Origin of the sequence: Kiloniella spongiae, assembly GCF_001026905.1 — a bacterium.
Lineage (GTDB): Bacteria > Pseudomonadota > Alphaproteobacteria > Kiloniellales > Kiloniellaceae > Kiloniella > Kiloniella spongiae.
In genome coordinates this window covers 33,810-49,585 of record NZ_LAQL01000016.1, presented here as the reverse complement: position 1 = coordinate 49,585, position 15,776 = coordinate 33,810, and the positions used below count along the sequence as shown (strand labels likewise).

Below are 15,776 nucleotides of genomic sequence, written 5' to 3'. Positions count from 1 at the left end.
CCGGGAGAGAACCGTCTCTCCCGGATTACTCAAAAAAACAACTTAACGTCAGAAAAGAACGTCTGTAGAGATGAGCACCAAGCTGGAACAGATCGTTAAGGAAGCCACTGTTGAAGTGGAGGCCGTTAACAAAAAAGAGAATCGCCCTCTTTATAAAAAACGCGAACCCATATTTCCAAAACGAGCCGTTGGTCAATTTCGCCGTTTAAAGTGGTTGATTATGATCGTTACGCTCTCAATTTATTATTTAGTTCCTTTTATCCGCTGGGATCGTGGTCCCGGTGCCCCGGACCAAGCTGTTCTTATTGATTTTCCGGGCAACCGTTTTTATTTCTTTTTTATCGAACTTTGGCCACAGGAAGTTTACTACATTACCGGTATTCTTATTGTTGCCGGACTGGTTCTTTTTTTCTTTACCAGTCTTTTCGGTCGTGTGTGGTGTGGCTATGCCTGTCCGCAAACCGTTTGGACCGATTTGTTTATTGCGGTAGAGCGTTGGATCGAAGGTGATCGGAATGCTCGTATTAAACTGCATCGTCACAAATGGGATTTTGAAAAAATCTGGAAGTACACCTTAAAACATACGATCTGGTTGATTATTGGGATGGCAACTGGCGGTGCATGGGTTTTTTACTTCGCCGACGCCCCAACACTCCTCGTTGATCTATTTACACTACAAGCCGATATCACAGCTTATAGCTTTGTCGCTTTACTTACCTTCACAACTTATACTCTTGGGGGATTGTCCCGGGAACAGGTCTGTATCTATATGTGTCCCTGGCCACGGATTCAGGCTGCAATGATGGATGAAGATTCATTGCAAGTTACCTATCGGAAAGATCGTGGTGAGCCAAGAGGACGTGCTAAAAAATCAGAAGATCATAAAGCTTTTGGCGATTGCATCGATTGTAAGCAATGTGTCGTTGTTTGTCCGATGGGAATTGATATTCGCGATGGGGCACAGCTGGAATGTATTAACTGTGCGCTTTGTATCGATGCCTGTGATGGTATTATGGACAAGATGGGAACTGCGCGTGGCCTAATCGGTTATGACACTGATGCGAATATGGCTCGCAGACTAAAAGGTATCCCGCAAAAGTTCAGTTTGTTGCGTATGAGAACAATCTTTTACGCTGTCGCTATTTTTGCCGTTTGTGCCTTTATGGTGTATTTGCTCGCCAGTAGATCCCCCTTGGATCTAAATGTGTTGAGAGACCGAAATCCGATTTTTGTGAAGCTGTCGGACGGCAGTATCCGTAATGGCTATACAGTAAAAATCCTGAACAAAGAGCGTGCGCCGCAACAATTCCTGGTGACGGTTACTGGTCTTGATTTCAAAGAAATCAAAATTAACGATATTGAGAATGTTGGACCAGCTCCAATTGTTGACGTCAAATCAGACAACTTACGGAGTGTTCACCTGTTTTTATCTGCTAACGCCCAAGAACTGGAAACATCTTCTGAACCAATTACAATCACAATCACAAATAAAGAGACTGGATATAGCGTTTCTAATGATACTGTCTTTATAGGTCCGAACAAATGAGCATGGTAGAAAGCGTATCTGTTATGAATAAGGCACCTTCGCCCCAGAAAGAAAAGAAATTCACGGGAAAACATTTTCTGATTTCTATTCTGTCTTTCTTTGGTGTGATCATCGGAATGAACATCGCATTCGTTTACTTTGCGACCAACACCTGGACCGGTTTGTCCAAGGAAAATGCCTATGTTGATGGTCTGAACTATAACCAGACTATTGAAGCGGCTAAGATGCAGAAGGAACTTAACTGGCAAAGTTCTCTCGAGCTTGAAACCCAGGGATCACAGAAACTGATTTCCTTTAAATTACAGGATCAAAATAATCATGATTTGTCTGGTTTTGATGTAACAGTAAAGGTTGGGCGTCCAACTCTTCAAGGATATGATCAAACTCTTGTACTTGCTGAAAGCGGCCAGGGGAAGTATGAGGCTGCGGTTGACCTTCCGCTCAAAGGGCAATGGCATGTCAGTCTTTCTGCAACTTCCCCGACAGGGACACCTTTCCAGTTGGAAAAACGATTTTTTGTGAAATAACGTTATTATGTCAAAATGTTGTTCTAGTCTCAAAAACTCACATGTTGAAACACCTATTGAATCACCTGCGGAGATACCAGCCAGTATCGATCCGACGGCCTATGTATTTAAAAACGAGATTGGACTTTCACAGCTTCATTTGATCGTTGATACAATTCACTGCCCGTCCTGCATTCGCCTTATTGAGGGAAACCTCAACAAAATGGATGGCATTGAAACAGCGCGTGTAAACGTATCAACTAAACGATTGTACGTTCTATGGGATGAGACAAAGACATCCGCAAATGCAATTATACGAAAACTTGACGATCTAGATTTTCCGCCAACTCCTTACAACCCTGCGCTAATGAGTTCGGCGAGTGAACAAGAAGATAAAGTCCTGCTGAAAGCAATGGGAGTGGCTGGTTTTGCCGCTGCAAACGTTATGTTGTTATCTGTTGCGGTTTGGTCCGGCGTTGATGATATGGGGCCTGCAACGCGTGATTTGTTGCATTGGGTGTCGGGTCTTATTGCTCTGCCAACTGTTGCTTATTCAGGACAACCTTTTTTCAGGTCGGCAATTGCAGCCCTGAAAACCCGCAGTTTGAATATGGATGTGCCCATTTCACTCGCTGTTCTTCTCGCGGTTGGAATGAGTGTTGCTGAAACCCTGCAAAGTGCTCAGCATGCTTACTTTGATGCATCTGTGATGTTGTTATTTTTTCTTCTGATTGGTCGCTATCTTGATCGACGGATGCGCAGCAAGGCGCAGTCTGCAGCGCAAAATCTGTTGTCTCTTCGTGCTGTAGCGGCAACGGTTATCAGAGAGGATGGTACACACGCTTCTCTTCCTGTTGAGGCTGTCGAACCGGGCATGAAGGTTGCTATTGCTGTGGGTGAGAAAATTCCAGTCGATGGTACTGTTATAAAAGGTAAAACCGAAATTGATAGCTCACTGATCACGGGAGAGTCTTTGCCACAGAAAGTGTCTGTTGGTAATGCGGTTTTCGCAGGCACGCTCAATATTTCCACTCCAATTGAAGTCGAGGTCACAGCTCAGGACGATCAAACTCTGCTTTCTGAAATCGTCAATCTCATGGAAACTGCAGAACAAGGGCGGGCTAAATATGTTCGCCTTGCAGATCGCGCGGCTCAAATCTACGCACCTGTCGTTCACATTCTCTCTGCCCTGACATTTGTCGCGTGGTGGGCTTTGGGCGATGGTGGTTGGCATTTAGCGCTTATGAATGCTATTGCGGTTTTGATCATTACCTGTCCCTGTGCGTTAGGGCTTGCTGTGCCGACTGTTCAGGTCGTTGCCAGTGGGCTGTTACTTCGCCGGGGGATTCTAGTGAAAGCTGCGGATGGGCTGGAACGATTGGCCGATGCCGACGTTGTGGTTTTTGATAAGACCGGCACCTTGACCAAAGGACAACCAGTCCTGACAAATAAAGACACTTTACCTGTAGATGATTTATCATTAGCGGCCTCTCTCGCCCTATCAAGTAAACACCCGCTATCAAAGGCGTTAGTCGCTGCGTCCGAGGCGCCTGTTGTTAAACTGGATAAGGTGCATGAAGAACCTGGCCAGGGACTGGAATGCTATCTGGGTGATAACAGGGTTCGTATTGGTAATCGAAACTGGTGTGGTATTCATGATGATAGAGCTGATGATGATGCTGTTAGCGAACTCTGGTTATCAGATAGTGCTGGTAAAAAAGTACGTTTTACCTTTGAGGATCAGTTAAAGGACGATGCGTGTAATGCTGTTGATTATGCAAGAGAGCATCTTCAGTCTGTAGAAATTCTCTCTGGCGATAGAGAAAAGGCAGTTAAAAAAGCGGCTGAGTTATTGTCTATAAAAAAATGGACTGCAGGGGCGAACCCAAAAGACAAAATTTCATATTTGGATACCCTGTCTGATCAGAAGCATAAAGTTTTGATGGTCGGGGATGGATTAAATGATGCACCTGCGTTGGCAAGTGCCTTCGTATCTGCATCTCCGGCAACAGCGTCTGATATAAGTCAGACCACAGCTGATTTTATTTTTCAGGGAAACAAACTTAAACCAATGGTAGAGGCAATAACGATTGCCAAAAAAGCTCGCGATTTAATTTTCCAAAACTTCGGGCTCGCAATTGTGTATAATATTATTGCTGTGCCTTTGGCTATGAGTGGATATGTGACACCTTTGATCGCATCAATTGCGATGTCTGCGTCATCTATTGTTGTTACTCTTAATGCCCTGCGGCTTAGACTTTCTGAAAAGGGAGTATCGTAAAATGACGGCTCTTACATTTCTAATTCCGATTGCGCTCTTACTTGGGCTACTTGGACTTATCGCGTTCTTGTGGTCTTTACGAACTGGACAATACGACGACTTGGAAGGTGCAGCTTATAGAGCTGTTTTTGATGACGAGTCTATTGAAAAAGATGATATGGCCTTAAGAAAACCAGCTAAGGCAGAAAATGCATACGTTGTTCTGGATGAAACAAATTACGAAACAAAGCAAAAAGGCCAAGACACTTTACACAAATCTTTTCCGAAGTGTTGTTAATATAATATCCTGAAAATTATCTGTTTTTTGTTTTAGCGTAAATATGAATACTACAGACCAAAGGCCTGAGAATAAGTAACTTTCCCATTTTTAGGAAAAATGTTTTTTCTGAACTCCAATCCCATAAATTCATTGCCTTTAAAGGGGGCATCCAAGTTTTCTGTAGAGGTGCTTGTAAAACCGAATTTGGAATAGTAAGCCGGATGGCCAAGAACAATGATGCCTGATAGATCTTCGATATTTTGGCAAGTTTGAATACCTTGCTCGATAAGCTGACTTCCTATGCCCTTGCTTTGGTGTGCCGGGGCAACAGATAAAGGTGCCAGGCTCGCTGTTTGTATTTGCAAATGTGGAGAGGTGATTTCCATGGAGCTAAAAAGAATATGACCGAAGATCACTCCCTCTTCTTCAGCAACCAATCCGAAAAGAACATCATCATCCAGATATAGTTGTTTGACGAGATCACATTCATCCCACCGACCAAATGCATCGTGAACAACCTGTAATACCTGTGCGCGGTCTTTGATCTCTTCCTTCCGAATTTGCATAACTTTTCTCTAAATAGGTAGTTCAGTAGAATATTTTACATTTCGTAGGGCAAAGCGTGAGTTTACGGAATTAATAATTGGCAAGTGAAGAAATTGTTCTGTGAGCATACGATCATAGGCTTCAATATCTTTTGCTACAATTCGTAAGAGGTAATCCCGGTTTCCCGTAATGGTGTAACATTCCATTATCTCTGGGCGACGATCCACAATATCTTCGAATTGTCTGACCTGTTCTTTACTGTGCTGAACCAATGTTACTGTTGCAAAGACCGTCACACCTAGACCAGCAATTTTGGGGTCCAGTAAACATACTTCCTTGCGGATCAAACCTTCGTCTCTAAAACGTTTTATCCGTCGCCAACAGGGAGACTGAGAGAGACCAATGGTGGCAGCAATCTCAGCCGTGGAAAGAGACGCATCTTTTTGTAAAAGACTAAGTATTTTTATATCTAGAAGGTCAAGGTCAATCATTTCAATTTATTGCGCTTTATTGAATAGAAATAGTTTCTAAATTTAATTAGAGAGGCTTATTAGAATATAATACCCCATTTTTTAAGATAAAATAAACAACCAAAGCAGAGATTTATTGATGAGGTTTAAAAATGGGACACCATGGTTCGACTTATGAATCAAAAATACCGGATACTAACGGTTTATATCACTATACTCGATCAGAGAATGAAATCTGGGGAGATTTAATTACCCGCCAGAATCAAATTCTTGAAGGTCGGGTTTGTGATGAGTTTGTTCGAGGCAAAGAGATTCTTGGGTTAAATAACCGTCAGGTTCCTCAATTAAAAGAGGTCAGTGAGCGTCTTTTTGAAGCTACTGGGTTTGGCGTTCAATCTGTTCCAGCGGTTATCCCCCCGAAAGATTTTTTTTCAATCCTGGCCAACAGGCGTTTTCCCGCAGCAACCTTTATTCGGGTAAGAGAAGATTTTGATTACATTCAAGAGCCTGATGTCTTTCATGAAATTTATGGACATTGTCCGATGCTGACAAACAAATCTTTTGCGGATTATGTGCAAGAGTATGGCAAACTGGCTCTTTCAGTTGAAAAGCAGTACATGTGGCCTCTTCAAAGGCTTTTCTGGTTCACAGTCGAATTTGGCTTAATCAAAACAAATCAAGGAAATAGAATTTACGGGGCGGGTTTGGCATCCTCGTCAGGAGAAGCGATCTATTCTATGGATAGTCAGAAGCCGACGATAATGGAATTTGATCCCTTAAATATTTTCAGGACAAATTACCGTATTGATATCTATCAACCTATTTATTATGTGATCAATAGTTTTGAACAATTGTTTGAAACGATTACTTCTGATTTGATCCCCGTGATTGATGAGGCGAAGAAGCTTGGTAATATAAACCCAGTTCCGGCGCCGCCAGATCATAAAACACATTAACTTGATAATTTTAACCTAATAAACACCCTCTATTTTGAGGGTGTTTGTCTATATTTTCGTCAAAATATGAAAGACAAGTTTTGAACTGAGGCTTTATAGTAGCAATTTTAGTTAAATTGTAGTAAGAAACTGTTAACTAACTATCAGAAGATGAAAAAGCTTACAGTACAGGGACAAGCTTGATGCATCAGGGGGCTATAAAAAATACAACGGATATTGAGGCTATGCTTAAACGCGAGCAGCCCAAGCACCTGTCTTTGGTACACGATCCAAACAGTAAATGGGCAGTGTTAACCAAGCAGGCCCATAGAATTTTTCATTATCGTTTGACCCAACATAATCTTTCGGGAAGTGACCGAGAAGCTTTAATGCTTGCTCGTAATGAGCTTCTTGCTTTGGCAAAATCTCTGAAAGCTGTGTCATCTGTAGAGAATGCGCTTAACGAAGATTAAGCTTTCCCTGTAATTCAGATAGGTTCTCTTCCACGCTTTCCACTACAAAAGTTGCCCCGGTCGTACCAAAATCCTTTTGAAGTATTTCGATTCCGATTTGATCACATAGATATTCTGCATGTGAAATAAATTTAAAAGGAAGAACAAGTTTCAGCTTGCATAATCTTACGTATGCAAGAAGGTTTGCATCTTGAATAACTTGTTTCGTACTTTCGCTATAAGCACGAACCAAACCGCCTGTACCCAACTTTGTTCCGCCAAAATACCGTACTGTAATAACAGCAGTGTTGATTAACTCGTTACCTTGTAAGACTTTTAGGGTGGGAGGACCCGATGTGCCAGAGGGTTCGCCATCATCACTAGCGCCCTCTTCTATTTGATCGTATTTATTTAAACGTCTGAAAGCCCAGACATGGTGATTTGCTTTTTTATGTTGGCCTCGTAATTCAGCCAAACGGGTTTCAAAACATGAAGCCGGCATCAAGAAAGAGATAAAGCGAGATTTTTTCTCATCTATTTCAGTAGAATTTTCGCAATCAACATAAAACATTTATTCAGTCAGAACGGAAATAGGACCTTCAGCCGACTTATGAATAAACTGCTGAACATAAGGGTTTTTTGTCTTGTCCAGGTCATCTGTTGTTCCGTGCCACACGACTTTCCCTTCATGTAGCATCATGATATTTGTCGAGATACTACGGGCTGAATCCAAATCACTGCTGATAATAATTGATGTTGAAAAATGCTCTTTAGCCTGCTGATTGATGAGCTGACTAATGGAATTACTCATTATAGGATCAAGCCCGGCTGTTGGTTCATCCAGGAATAAGAATTCAGGATCTCCAGCAAATGCTCTGGCTAACCCGACCCTTTTTTGCATACCCCCGGATAATTCAGCTGGGAATAAATCGGCCACATCCTGTTTCAGTCCGACTTGATCTAACAGAGCAATAACAGAGGCTTTGACTTCTTCTCTGTTAGCGTTTTGTTTTTTTAACTCTTTAAAGGCAATGTTCTCCCACACTGTCATAGAATCAAAGAGTGCTGACTGCTGAAAAAGCATGCCAAAACAATCAAGGAAATTATGCGAATTATCTTCTAGTTCTTCTTTGGGATGGCCATTAACAAAAATATGCCCCATATCATACGGGATAATACCAAGCAGCACTTTAAGTAACAGTGTTTTTCCGCTACCTGACGGACCAATAATAACCAGCGTTTCTCCTGAACTTACTTTAAGGTCAACAGCATCAAGTGCTTTTAGACCATTAAAGCTTTTGCTCAGACCTTTAACTTCCAAAGCTGTATTAATTTTACCGTTTTCGGTCATTATACCGATAAATCCCCAAAGCGTCTTAATCCTGGGCAAAGACTATCATAGTGGAACAATAATACCAGCCTGATAAGTTGTTGAATTTATGAACAGATAAAGAATCAAAAAACCTCTGACCCTTAACAGGATCAGAGGTTTTGTTTTGGTCGGAGTAGCAGGATTCGAACCTGCGACCCCTTGGCCCCCAGCCAAGTGCGCTACCAGACTGCGCTATACTCCGATAGAGAAAAGTCTCAGTACTTTTATCATATCGCTTTTCAGGGCAATATATACATTCGCCCATAGTTCAAGGCAATGGTATTTCAGCGAAAAAAGTGAAATTTTAATCTAGCAGGGATCGAATGGATTTTAATTCACCCAAAACTTCTTTTTGCTGCTCAAACGAAAGACCAAGAGCTTTATCTACGAAGTTCTTTTCATTTTTTTTATCGTTTCCAGGTTTTTCAACAGCAGCATTTTGAGGTTCTGATGTCTCGGTGTCAGGTGAACTGTTCGCCTTTAGAGCGCCTTCTTTAAAGAGTTTTTGCACACCTTTAATGGTGTATCCGTCTTTGTACAGAAGATCTCTGATCTGACGAAGTATTTTCAGATCTTCAGGGCGGTAATAACGCCTGCGTCCAGCGCGTTTCAATGGTTTGACTTGGGGGAATTTTGTTTCCCAGAACCGCAGCACATGCTGAGGAACATCCAAGTCGCCAGATACTTCGCTAATCGTCCGGAACGCAGCCGCAGATTTGCTTGAGGTTTCCGCAGCAGACATTTGCAGATTAAACTCCTGCTTTTCTAGGTTGTGTCAGTATTTTACCGACGCGTTCCGATAAAATAATACGATCTTCTAAGACAGAGATGTATTAATTTTATTTTTCAAAACGTGAGATGCTCGGAACACGAGAACTCTGCGTGGTAAAATTGGAACTTCTTCCCCAGTTTTTGGGTTACGTCCAATGCGTTCGCCTTTTTCACGAACGGCAAAACTACCAAACGATGATATTTTAACCGAATCACCTTTGATCAAGGTGTCAGAAATTTCGTTTAATACAGATTCTACTAAATCTGCAGACTCATTTCTGGATAGGCCAACTTCTTGATATACGGCTTCACTGAGATCAGCACGAGTGACTGTAGTGCTCATAATGAAGTTCCACTCCCCTTGTTATCGTTATGTGAATTCCCCGGAAAAACCAGTAACTCATATGATATACAAGGCAATTTTGCTAAACTTTTCAGGAAATTACAAGTTTTATCTCGAAAAGATGTCATAAAACATTGTTTCGAATAGATCCTAATTACCACCGTATGAGAGCTGATCCCCAAGTGAAACCACCGCCCATGGCGGCCATCATTATCATATCACCGCGCTTGATTCGGCCATCATAAACGGCTTCGGTCAAAGCAAGTGGTATCGAAGCAGCGGACGTATTCGCGTGTTTATCAACTGTCACAACAACACGTTCTTTGGGCAACTTAAGTTTTTTGCCCATAGCTTCAATGATACGGATATTCGCTTGATGAGGAACAAGCCAGTCAATATCTTCTGGTGATAATTCGGATTGCTTGAGCGCTGTATCAATGGCTTCCGGCATTCTGGTGACGGCTTGGCGGAAAACTTCTTTTCCTTCCATCCGAAGAAAGCCCGTTGTTCCGGTAGAAGATGGTCCGCCATCAACATAGAGAGCGTCATGGCATCGTCCATCCGCATAAATATGCGTACTCAAAATACCACTGTCGTTAGTATCCCCATTACCTTCTTCGGCCTGGATTACAATTGCCCCTGCTCCGTCACCGAAAAGAACGCAAGTTGAACGGTCTTCCCAATCAAGAATACGAGAAAAGGTTTCTGCACCGATAAGTAATGCTGTCTTTGCCTGCCCGGTTTTAATCAGACTATCAACGACAGACAAACCATAGACAAAGCCGCTACAGACGGCTTGTAGGTCAAAGGCTGCACCTTTGACTACGCCAAGGTTTTTCTGAACGACTGTTGCTGTGGCTGGGAAGGTTTCATCAGGTGTGGCTGTTGCGCAGACGATCAAATCAATTTCAGAAACATCAATGTTAGCATGTTCCAGTGCGGCCAACGCTGCTTTTGTTGCTAAATCTGAAGTTAGTTCGTTTTCGCCGGCTATATATCTGTGTCTAATGCCTGTACGTTGGCGGATCCATTCGTCAGACGTATCAACACGTTCAGCCAATTGATCATTCGTAAGGATACGCTCTGGTAAATAAGAGCCACAGCCTTTGATATTTGCACGCACTATCATTCAAACCCAGCCTGCTCATTAATCGGTTCACGAGTCAACGAATCGAAATCTTCACGAATTTTGGTGACGATATCCTGATCACGCATATCAACAGCAACACCGATTGCATTGGCAAATCCAATTGCGTCTGTACCGCCGTGGCTTTTAACGGCAATGCCGTTCAAACCCAGAAAGATAGCCCCATTATACAAGCGGGGGTCAACACGTTTCTTTAATTTGTTCAATGAAGAACTTGCCAGTAAATAGCCAAGACTTGCTAATATACTGCTTTTGAATGTCTGTCTGAAAAACTCTGAAATGAGTTTGGCAGTACCTTCAGCCGTTTTTAAAGCAACATTACCAGTAAAGCCGTCTGTCACAATAACATCTACAGTGCCTTTACCAATATCGTCCCCCTCAACAAAACCAACGAAATCACCAGGGAGATCTGCCTTGCGAAGCATCGAGCTAGCTACTTGTAGGTATTCGTGTCCTTTAACATCTTCGGTTCCGACATTGAGAATGCCAACCGATGGTTCTTGTACACCAAGAACGCAGCGGGCAAAGGCATTTCCCATCACGGCGAAATCAACCAGATTATCCGCATCACAACTAAGATTAGCGCCCAGATCCAACATAAGGGATTCCCCACGTAATGTTGGAAAGAAAGAAGCAATTGCCGGACGGTCGACACCAGGAAGGGTTTTGAGGACAAATTTTGACATGGCCATAAGAGCACCAGTGTTTCCGGCGGAAACAACACCGTCCGCACGGCCATCCTGTACGGCGTTTATGGCAAGGCGCATTGATGACTTACGCCCAGAGCGTAAGGCAACAGCAGGTTTATCATCACTGAGAACTTTGTCCTCTGTATGAATAAAGTCAACGACGTTCTTTAATCGGGTCGTTTTTTCCAGCAGAGGCATAACCTCTTGCTCTCGACCAAACATGAGAAATCTGACGTTAGGATATCTTTGTGAAGCTATTTCTGCCCCATGCACGACGATATCCGGTGCGTCGTCACCTCCCATTGCATCTAAGGCTATGGTTATGCTAGCGCTCACTGGTTTCCCGTTTGTCAAATTGATCCATAAAAGAAAGGCCGACCATCGCAATGATCGGCCTATCACAAAAGACTATTTTGACAAGCCTTAGGCTTCAGCTTCTGCTACGTCGCGACCATCATAAGTGCCGCATGAAGCGCAAACATGGTGTGGGCGTTTCAGCTCACCACAGCTTGGGCATTCTTGTGAAACGCTTGCAGGAAGCGCATCGTGTGACCGACGCTGACCGCGACGGGAATTACTAATCTTACTCTTTGGAACAGCCATTGCTCTAACTCTCGCATTCAGCTTTAATAAAAAACTCGCCGCTTATTAACGAATAACTTCGCTCACGGCAAGCCCTAACTAAGGTAAAGATACTCTACTTTTTAATTTGTAGGTCTTTTAGTACAGAAAACGGGCTTGTTTTAGCTGCTTCCTGTATTTCTTCTTCATCCGGCGCTTCGTCCACAGAATCGCCATCCCAAGTAGAATTTTGTGCTTTCGGATATGGGTCTAACATAACAGCTAGCTGCTGAACAATAGCCTCACCAAAATCAATTCCTGTTGGATCAGCCATTTCAGGCGGATCTTCTACATCAATATCAATCAAGATTTCTTCTGCGGTATCCCTGATTGGCTCAAAGCTATACATAATTTCAAAGGCTTCATCTATATCCGAAGGCACAGGTTCTGCAGATAATATGCAATATTGTGTGACTTTAGCTCTTAAACGGCCTTTGACATCAAGTAACGAGCCCTTCCCCATCGGGTCAAGTTCCAGCGTTGCGGAAAGTGATTTTAATTCGATTAAATCAAATCTCTTTGCCACAGCATCACATTCTTCGGGTTTTGCCTTTAAATTCAAAACCTGTGAACGTGCCTGAACTTTATCAACGGGATAGCGACGCGAAAATTCACTTTCGCACGGCGTTTCCATTGCAGAACTCCTGATTAAATTTCAAACGATATTGCTTTTTATTAAGCGTATGTATGAACTGATAACAATCAAAATCTACACTTAAACTCAAGATCGCGCACAATAAGGGCAGTGAAATTATGGGTCAATTTATTTTATTGCAAAGCTGCTATACAAAGTTTTAAGCGCAAAAAGTAATCTTGCCAGACATTATCTGAACAATATCTTGCTCTTCAAGATGCTCTATCTGCCGAACGAGATAGTCTCTCATATATTGTATTGAGGCTTGATCTGCTTCTGTTGTTCCGTAGAGGTTGCGGCCCAAAGCCTCTTCGAGAGACTTCTCTCCTTGCTGCAGGGCTTCTTCATAAGCAGCAACACGACCATAAAACCCTTGTAACATTGCTTTGACGCGTTTACCAACGCCGACATCGCCGACTCCCATTTCCCTCAAACTAAGGTCCATATCGTAAAACATAAGGTCAAATAGTTTTTGGGAGAATGCTTCTGTTGTCCCTTTGTCTGTTTTTAATCTATGTAAGATCAAAAACATATGAAGGGTGATCATATCGAAACGACCGTCCAGGCTATCAGGAACGGAATGGTTCTCGTAAAACTCTTTTTGCCGTGCTTGCTCTATAAGACCAGCGTATAGATCATGTACTGCGTCAGATTCGTTATCGCGACGAAAAAGTTTCCTGAACAACTATTGATCCCCTTGATATTATCAGCTTGGATTTATGACTCGAAAAAAGTATATAGACGAGTATAGTGCCTGTGTAACGCGTATGGTTTAGCAAAAACATGTTTTATGTTAAAGAACCAAACGTTTTTAGTTAGATCAATAGGGTCAGAATATCGTTATGTCTTATAAAGTTTCCTCAAAAGCCAAAACTCTTTTGGCAGCAATGCTTTTCCCCGTCGCATTAAGCGCTTGTGAAAGTTACGTTAATGTTCGGGGGAACTATCCAGATCCGGAAGAGGTCAGTAAACTGGAAACGGGTGTGTCCAGTCGCCGTGATGTAGCTGAATTGCTAGGATCTCCCTCAACTCTTTCTACTTTTAAAGACCAGGTTTGGTATTACGTTGGTGAGAGAGTGGAAAAGACAGCCTTTTATGACCCTGTTGTTCTTGATCGAAGCATTCTTGTTGTCAAATTCTCTGAAGATGGAAAACTGGAAGAATCACAACAATTTGCGCTGGAAGATGGACGCGTAATTGATCCGGTAACACGTGAGACACCAACCGAAGGCCAAGATCTTACTATCCTTCAGCAGTTGTTAGGAAACTTGGGGCGCTTTACACCACCGGGTACAAAGTAAAAAAGAATACATCCCCTTTTTAAATTGTGAGCTTTTTGGTGTTAGGCAATCGCTTCTTTACGTAATTGCCCGCGATAAATCAGGTGGACGGCGATGAAGATAGCAACTGGTATAAACGCCAATGTATTGACTGCTGCCCAGCCGAACTTTTCAAATACAAAGCCTGAACTAAAGGCTGTTGTAGCGACGACACCAAAAACCAATAGTTCATTAAAGGCCTGAACTTTTGCTTTTTCTTCTGGTCGATATGATTCGGTAAGCATCGCACTGCCGCCAACATAAAGAAAATTCCACCCTAGCCCCAATGTTACCAGTCCAAGCCAGAAATTTTCGATCTCAATACCTGTTAAATTTATCAATGCGGCCAAGGCTATTAATATAACGCCTGCAATTTGAATCTTAATCAAACCAAATCGATTGATTAAGGAGCCTGTAAAAAAAGATGGGGCGTACATACCAAAAACATGCCATTGAATGACGAAAGCTGCGGCATCAAATGGGTGTGCGCAGGCAATCATGGCAGCTGGCGTAATACTCATGATAAGATTCATACAGGCGTAACTTACGATACCACTAAGCACCGCAACGAAGAAAACAGGTTGTTTGGCAATCTCTAACATCGACCGTCCACCAGATTTTCTCTCGTGAACGGCTAGCTTGGGAATGTTCAAAAACTGGATGATTAATAATGTTGCGAGACAAAGTGCTGTGATTGCATAAAAGCTTCCCACAAAAAGAACCGGCCCAAAAAACTCTAAATCTTTTGACCATTTAGCCAGCTCTGGGCCGGCAAACGCCGATACCACACCACCAGCCATGACAAGTGAAATAGCTTTGCTTTTAAAAATTTCTGTGGCGGTATCCGCTGCGGCAAAGCGGTAATAGGCAACCGTTGACATAAAGGCACCAAAAAGAAACGAGCTAAGACAAAAGAGTTCAAAGTTACTATCAAGTACAGCTTGAGCAGAGAAAAAACCCGATAGAGCACCACAAATTGAACCAAGACTGAATCCGGCTCGACGCCCATAATGCTTCATAAAATATGAAATTGGTAATGCGCAAACCATCATGCCAAAAAACTGTAGCGATAAAGGCAAAGTGCCGAATGATTTGTCTTCGGCAAGAGTAGTGCCAACCAACGAACTCATGGAAATGAGCATAGAGCCGCAGCTCATCCCCAAAGCTTGACAGATGGCGAGAAAAATTACGTTGGACTTGGTTGGATCACGGTCGGGCATTGCCTAGTATCTCACTTGATTGAAAGCAACAATACACAAGGAAATCAGATAATTCCAAGAAGGAATTATTTTGTTGAAAAGAAAATTATTGTAATCAACGAGATCTAGCTATTCGTATGATTAAGCTGCTTTTAAATCTAACTGTTAGAAGGTTTTGTAATTCCTTCGACAAGGAGCTCTACATTACGGACAACCCCCTTTCCCATGACTTTGTCGGCAACATCGATTAGGCGTTTGGTGATTTTTTCACTCGTATAGCCGTTTTGAGTAAAATATCGATAGTAATAAAGTGAGTGAAGCTCTGTCATGAAATCGTTCTGTAAACGAATTTGCCACCGTTCGGCATTGATCAGATCAGGGCCTTCGGCAACTTCGATTGTAATTTTTACCGTGACGTGATGGGTAACAATCCCTTCTTTAATTAAATGAATAACAGTCGGGGGAAACTCTAGGAAAGCAGAAGGTATTTCTGGAATTTCTTCGATAATTTCTTCTTCGCTATCAGGCGCTTTTAGAAAAAACCACCATCCAGCAAAACCGCCACCGCCAAGTAGCAATAGTATTGCAATCAATATGATAATTTTTTTCATTAAGTCACCAGCGAAATAAACTTTTAGATGTAGTAGAGATAATAAGGTTTAGTTTAAGTTAAACAAAGTAAAATC

At 42.4% G+C, this 15,776-nt stretch carries 20 protein-coding genes and 1 tRNA gene; 7 read left to right on the top strand and 14 right to left on the bottom strand.

The features are described 5' to 3' along the window. Nucleotides 1–70: 70 nt before the first annotated feature. From ccoG to ccoS, 4 genes are read left to right on the top strand one after another with little or no spacing between them, the layout of a single operon-like run. A complete protein-coding gene (ccoG, locus tag WH96_RS17950) occupies nt 71–1,546 on the top strand; it encodes a cytochrome c oxidase accessory protein CcoG (RefSeq protein WP_047765611.1) in 1,476 nt (491 codons plus the stop codon). Continuing rightward, nucleotides 1,543–2,073: a FixH family protein gene (locus tag WH96_RS21560; RefSeq protein WP_053006119.1), complete on the top strand. Its 531-nt coding sequence runs from the start codon at nt 1,543–1,545 to the stop codon at nt 2,071–2,073. The genes ccoG and WH96_RS21560 overlap by 4 nt, the downstream gene beginning before the upstream one ends. Nucleotides 2,074–2,080: 7 nt before the next feature. Beyond that, nucleotides 2,081–4,333, top strand: coding sequence for a cation-translocating P-type ATPase (locus WH96_RS17940; protein WP_047765610.1), 2,253 nt, complete (start codon nt 2,081–2,083; stop codon nt 4,331–4,333). Nucleotide 4,334: 1 nt separating this feature from the next. After that, nucleotides 4,335–4,610, top strand: coding sequence for a cbb3-type cytochrome oxidase assembly protein CcoS (gene ccoS / locus WH96_RS17935; protein WP_047765609.1), 276 nt, complete (start codon nt 4,335–4,337; stop codon nt 4,608–4,610). Between the two features lie 50 nt (nt 4,611–4,660). Here ccoS and WH96_RS17930 read toward each other — a convergent pair whose 3' ends face one another. Together WH96_RS17930 and WH96_RS17925 are read right to left on the bottom strand one after the other, a co-directional pair. Beyond that, entirely contained in the window at nt 4,661–5,158 is a 498-nt protein-coding gene (locus WH96_RS17930; RefSeq protein ID WP_047765608.1) for a GNAT family N-acetyltransferase, read from the bottom strand. Between the two features lie 9 nt (nt 5,159–5,167). Then, nucleotides 5,168–5,629: an Lrp/AsnC family transcriptional regulator gene (locus tag WH96_RS17925; protein WP_047765607.1), complete on the bottom strand. Its 462-nt coding sequence runs from the start codon at nt 5,627–5,629 to the stop codon at nt 5,168–5,170. Between the two features lie 131 nt (nt 5,630–5,760). Between WH96_RS17925 and phhA the strand changes: the two genes are divergently transcribed. Then, complete coding sequence (gene phhA, locus WH96_RS17920; RefSeq protein WP_047765606.1) at nt 5,761–6,564, top strand: phenylalanine 4-monooxygenase; 804 nt, start codon at nt 5,761–5,763, stop codon at nt 6,562–6,564. A gap of 182 nt (nt 6,565–6,746) precedes the next feature. Next, nucleotides 6,747–7,016, top strand: coding sequence for a hypothetical protein (locus WH96_RS17915; RefSeq protein ID WP_047765605.1), 270 nt, complete (start codon nt 6,747–6,749; stop codon nt 7,014–7,016). On the opposite strand, the gene WH96_RS17910 is transcribed toward WH96_RS17915, so the two are convergent. The 10 genes from WH96_RS17910 to WH96_RS17865 all read right to left on the bottom strand — a co-directional run bounded on the left by WH96_RS17910 (nt 7,003) and on the right by WH96_RS17865 (nt 13,257). Further along, the gene (locus WH96_RS17910) at nt 7,003–7,566 is read right to left on the bottom strand and encodes an IMPACT family protein (protein WP_047765604.1); all 564 of its coding nucleotides are present in this window, start codon (nt 7,564–7,566) and stop codon (nt 7,003–7,005) included. The two genes, WH96_RS17915 and WH96_RS17910, sit on opposite strands and share 14 nt — an antisense overlap. Beyond that, a complete protein-coding gene (locus tag WH96_RS17905) occupies nt 7,567–8,346 on the bottom strand; it encodes an ABC transporter ATP-binding protein (protein WP_047765603.1) in 780 nt (259 codons plus the stop codon). A gap of 146 nt (nt 8,347–8,492) precedes the next feature. Then, nucleotides 8,493–8,569, bottom strand: a tRNA-Pro gene (locus WH96_RS17900). 102 nt (nt 8,570–8,671) lie between these two features. Beyond that, nucleotides 8,672–9,109 carry a MerR family transcriptional regulator gene (locus tag WH96_RS17895; RefSeq protein ID WP_047765602.1) on the bottom strand — a complete coding sequence of 146 codons (438 nt, stop codon included), beginning with the start codon at nt 9,107–9,109 and terminating at the stop codon, nt 8,672–8,674. Nucleotides 9,110–9,184: 75 nt separating this feature from the next. Then, entirely contained in the window at nt 9,185–9,481 is a 297-nt protein-coding gene (locus WH96_RS17890) for an integration host factor subunit alpha (RefSeq protein ID WP_046509138.1), read from the bottom strand. A gap of 154 nt (nt 9,482–9,635) precedes the next feature. Next, complete coding sequence (locus WH96_RS17885) at nt 9,636–10,610, bottom strand: beta-ketoacyl-ACP synthase III (protein ID WP_047765601.1); 975 nt, start codon at nt 10,608–10,610, stop codon at nt 9,636–9,638. Then, nucleotides 10,607–11,653 carry a phosphate acyltransferase PlsX gene (gene plsX / locus WH96_RS17880; protein WP_047765600.1) on the bottom strand — a complete coding sequence of 349 codons (1,047 nt, stop codon included), beginning with the start codon at nt 11,651–11,653 and terminating at the stop codon, nt 10,607–10,609. The genes WH96_RS17885 and plsX overlap by 4 nt, the downstream gene beginning before the upstream one ends. An 87-nt stretch (nt 11,654–11,740) precedes the next feature. Further along, entirely contained in the window at nt 11,741–11,920 is a 180-nt protein-coding gene (rpmF, locus tag WH96_RS21795; RefSeq protein WP_082130571.1) for a 50S ribosomal protein L32, read from the bottom strand. A gap of 94 nt (nt 11,921–12,014) precedes the next feature. Next, nucleotides 12,015–12,572 (bottom strand): DUF177 domain-containing protein, encoded by a 558-nt coding sequence (locus tag WH96_RS17870; protein WP_047765598.1) that lies wholly within the window; start codon nt 12,570–12,572, stop codon nt 12,015–12,017. 160 nt (nt 12,573–12,732) lie between these two features. Then, complete coding sequence (locus WH96_RS17865; protein ID WP_047765597.1) at nt 12,733–13,257, bottom strand: ubiquinol-cytochrome C chaperone family protein; 525 nt, start codon at nt 13,255–13,257, stop codon at nt 12,733–12,735. Nucleotides 13,258–13,414: 157 nt separating this feature from the next. Between WH96_RS17865 and WH96_RS17860 the strand changes: the two genes are divergently transcribed. Next, the gene (locus WH96_RS17860) at nt 13,415–13,873 is read left to right on the top strand and encodes an outer membrane protein assembly factor BamE (RefSeq protein WP_047765596.1); all 459 of its coding nucleotides are present in this window, start codon (nt 13,415–13,417) and stop codon (nt 13,871–13,873) included. A 41-nt stretch (nt 13,874–13,914) separates the two neighbouring features. Here the strand turns inward: WH96_RS17860 and WH96_RS17855 are convergent, their stop codons facing one another. Beyond that, nucleotides 13,915–15,111, bottom strand: a complete 1,197-nt coding sequence (locus WH96_RS17855; protein WP_047765595.1) for an MFS transporter — start codon at nt 15,109–15,111, stop codon at nt 13,915–13,917. A gap of 137 nt (nt 15,112–15,248) precedes the next feature. Next, complete coding sequence (locus WH96_RS17850) at nt 15,249–15,701, bottom strand: hypothetical protein (protein WP_047765594.1); 453 nt, start codon at nt 15,699–15,701, stop codon at nt 15,249–15,251. Between the last annotated feature and the right edge of the window lie 75 nt (nt 15,702–15,776).